Source organism: Streptomyces montanus (assembly GCF_005786655.1).
In the GTDB taxonomy this organism is placed as follows: domain Bacteria; phylum Actinomycetota; class Actinomycetes; order Streptomycetales; family Streptomycetaceae; genus Streptomyces; species Streptomyces sporangiiformans.
In genome coordinates this window covers 1-3,696 of the sequence record NZ_VBZC01000141.1, presented here as the reverse complement: position 1 = coordinate 3,696, position 3,696 = coordinate 1, and the positions used below count along the sequence as shown (strand labels likewise).

The window sequence follows — 3,696 nt, the reverse complement described above, 5'->3', positions numbered from 1 at the left end:
GGCCCCCGCGGCTCCGGCTGCCCCCGCGGCTCCGGCTCCCACGGCCCCGGTTCCGGCCCAGCCCGCTCCTCCGGCTCCCGCACCCGCGCCGGTCACCCCGGCTCCGGCGGCGCCGGCCGCTGCCAAGCCCACCGACGAGGGTGCGTACGTGACCCCGCTGGTGCGCAAGCTCGCCGCCGAGAACGGCGTCGACCTGGCCGGCGTCAAGGGCACCGGCGTCGGTGGCCGCATCCGCAAGCAGGACGTCGTCGCCGCCGCCGAGGCCGCGAAGGCCGCCGCCGCTGCCCCGGCTCCGGCCGCCGCCGCCCCGGCCGCCAAGAAGGCCCCGGCCCTGGAGGTCTCCCCGCTCCGCGGCCAGACGGTCAAGATGACCCGCATCCGCAAGGTCATCGGCGACAACATGGTGAAGGCCCTGCACGAGCAGGCCCAGCTGTCCTCGGTCGTCGAGGTCGACATCACCAAGCTGATGAAGCTGCGCGGTCAGGCGAAGGACTCCTTCGCCGCCCGCGAGGGCGTCAAGCTCTCCCCGATGCCGTTCTTCGTGAAGGCGGCGGCCCAGGCGCTGAAGGCCCACCCGGTCATCAACGCCCGGATCAACGAGGGCGAGGGCACCATCACGTACTTCGACTCGGAGAACATCGGCATCGCCGTCGACTCCGAGAAGGGTCTGATGACGCCGGTCATCAAGGGCGCGGGCAACCTGAACCTCGCCGGTATCGCGAAGGCCACCGCCGACCTGGCGGGCAAGGTCAGGGCGAACAAGATCACTCCGGACGAGCTGTCCGGCGCGACCTTCACCGTCAGCAACACCGGCTCGCGCGGCGCGCTCTTCGACACGATCATCGTGCCGCCGAACCAGGTCGCGATCCTGGGCATCGGTGCCACGGTGAAGCGTCCGGCCGTCATCGAGACCGCCGAGGGCCCCGTCATCGGCATCCGCGACATGACGTACCTGACGCTGTCCTACGACCACCGTCTGGTGGACGGCGCGGACGCCGCCCGCTACCTGACGACGGTCAAGGCGATCCTGGAGGCAGGCGAGTTCGAGGTCGAACTCGGCCTGTAACCCGGTCACGCACAGTGCCCCCGTCCCTTCCACCGAAGGGTCGGGGGCACTGTCGCGTTGTCCATGGAGGCTGTGGGAGCTGCCCCTGGTGGCGTGTAAGTCTCGTCTCACCTGCACCAAAGCGCCCCCGTGCGCTCTTCCCCGGTGACGACGCGGCCGTATTGTCTAGAAAGTCAACGCCCTAAGGAGCCCTCATGACCGCGCCCGTCGTCCACTCGCTGCGCGAGCAGATCCGCGAGCACATCGTGGAGGGGATCGTGAGCGGGCGCTGGAAGCCGGGCGAGCGGATCGTGGAGCGGCGGATCGCGACGGAGCTCGAGGTCAGCCAGACCCCCGTACGGGAGGCGCTGCGCGAGCTGGAGTCGCTGCGGCTGATCGAGTCGGCACCCAACAAGGGCGTACGTGTACGGAACCTGACCGCCGCGGATCTGGAGGAGAGCTACCCCGTACGAGCGGGTCTGGAGGCCATCGCGGCGGAACTCGCGGCCGACCGGCTCGCCGACGACTGCTCGGCCCTGGAGCCGCATGTCGCCGCCCTGTACGAGGCCGACCGGCACGCCGACGGCACGGCCCAGGTCCGTCACACGGTCGCCTTCCACCGCGAGCTGGTCCGCGCCGCGGACAACTCGGTCCTCCTCCACACCTGGGAGGGCCTGGGGATCGAGGTCTTCACGGCCCTGTCGATCCGGTGGCTGGGCACGGTCCAGCAGTCGTACGCCGAGGAGCACGAGGCGCTGGTGGCGGCGTTCAGGCGCCGTGATCCGCTGATCGCGGAGCTGGTCAAGGCCCATGTCCTGGGCTGCGCACCGCGGACCGGGGACGAACTGCCGTAGCCGCTCGGGCGCTCCGGCGCTCCGGCATTCCAGCGCTCCGGAGTTCCGGAGTTCCGGCACACCGACGCTCCCGCAGGGGAGCGGGGCACCGCTCAGAAGTCGCCCCCACCTGCAAAAACCAGGCACGCGGTGCCCTGCGCCGAGACACCCCGTGCCGACTTTCTCGTGATCAAGAGGTTTTGCCCCTCAACCCTTTGATCGATCATCGATCAGGGAGTTACAGTCACCGACGGGCTGCCACCACAGCCCGCCGCCCTGTCCTGCCAAAGACAAAGGGCACACCCCCAACCCCTTACCGATGAGGGAACCCCCCTCCGCATCCGGAAGGCGGCGCAATGACCGACCCCACCGCAATCCAGCCGAGCGCGCTCGATCAGATCCCGGACCGCGATCCCGAGGAGACCGCCGAATGGCAGGCCTCTCTGGACGCCGTCACCCAGGCGGCCGGGCCGCACCGCGCCGCGTATCTGATGCGCCGCACGCTGGAGCGCGCCGAGGCGGGCGGACTCGCGCTGCCCAAGCTGCTCGAGACGGACTACGTCAACACCATCCCCACCGCCGCCGAGCCCACCGTGGACGGCGACGAGGAGATGGAGCGCCGTATCACCGCGTGGAACCGCTGGAACGCGGCCGCGATGGTGACCCGCGGCAGCAAACACGGCGTCGGCGGCCACATCGCCACCTTCGCCTCCGCCGCCTGGCTCTACGAGACGGGCTTCAACCACTTCTTCAAGGGCAAGGAGGGTGACGGCTCGGGCGACCAGCTCTACATCCAGGGCCACGCCTCCCCCGGCATCTACGCCCGCGCCTTCCTCGACGGCCGGCTGAGCGAGGAGCACCTCGACCACTTCCGTCAGGAGGCAGGCGGCAACGGCCTGCCCTCCTACCCGCACCCGCGCCGCCTGCCCTGGCTGTGGGAGTTCCCGACGGTGTCGATGGGCCTCGGCCCGCTCTCCGCCATCTATCAGGCGCGCTTCAACCGCTATCTCACCAGCCGCGGCATCAAGGACGTCTCCCAGTCCCACGTGTGGGCGTTCCTCGGCGACGGCGAGATGGACGAGCCGGAGTCCACGGCCGCACTCGCGCTGGCCTCCCGCGAGGGTCTCGACAACCTGACCTTCGTCATCAACTGCAACCTGCAGCGCCTCGACGGCCCGGTCCGCGCCAACTTCAAGATCGTGCAGGAGCTGGAGGCCCAGTTCCGCGGCGCCGGCTGGAACGTCGTCAAGTCGCTGTGGGGCTCCGCCTGGGACGAGCTGTTCCAGCTCGACACCACGGGCGCGCTCGTACGCCGGCTGCGCGAGGTACCCGACGCGCAGGTGCAGACGTACCAGACCCGCGACGCCGCGTACATCCGCGAGGACTTCTTCGGCAAGGACCCGGCGCTCGTCGAGATGGCGAAGCTGCTGAGCGACGACAAGATCCTCGAGTGCTTCCACCTCTCCCGGGGCGGACACGAGGCGCGCAAGGTGTACGCCGCGTACAAGGCCGCGGTCGAGCACAAGGGCGCCCCGACCGTGATCCTCGCCCAGACGGTGAAGGGCTTCACGCTCGGCAAGGGCTTCGCCTCCAAGAACGCCAACCACCAGATGAAGAAGCTGACGGTGGACGAGTTCAAGCAGATGCGTGACCTGCTCGAACTGCCCATCTCCGACAGCCAGTTCGTCGACGGTGTGGTGCCCTACGGCCACCCGGGCGCCGACGCCCCCGAGGTGCGCTACCTCCAGGAGCGCCGCGCGGCCCTCGGCGGCCCGGCCCCGGCCCGCCGCACGCACGCGCTCGCGCCGCTGCCCGCGC

Annotated in this window: 2 protein-coding genes and 1 pseudogene; all 3 read left to right on the top strand. The window is 70.3% G+C overall.

Translation table 11 applies throughout. From position 1 onward, the window contains the following. Positions 1–1,066 (top strand): 2-oxoglutarate dehydrogenase, E2 component, dihydrolipoamide succinyltransferase (sucB, locus tag FE633_RS46705; protein WP_138051231.1); only part of this gene is annotated, 1,066 nt, incomplete at its 5' end. Between the two features lie 194 nt (positions 1,067–1,260). Next, positions 1,261–1,899: a GntR family transcriptional regulator gene (locus FE633_RS46700; protein WP_138051230.1), complete on the top strand. Its 639-nt coding sequence runs from the start codon at positions 1,261–1,263 to the stop codon at positions 1,897–1,899. 335 nt (positions 1,900–2,234) lie between these two features. Then, a pseudogene (locus tag FE633_RS46695) lies at positions 2,235–3,696 on the top strand (pyruvate dehydrogenase (acetyl-transferring), homodimeric type); the annotation flags it as partial.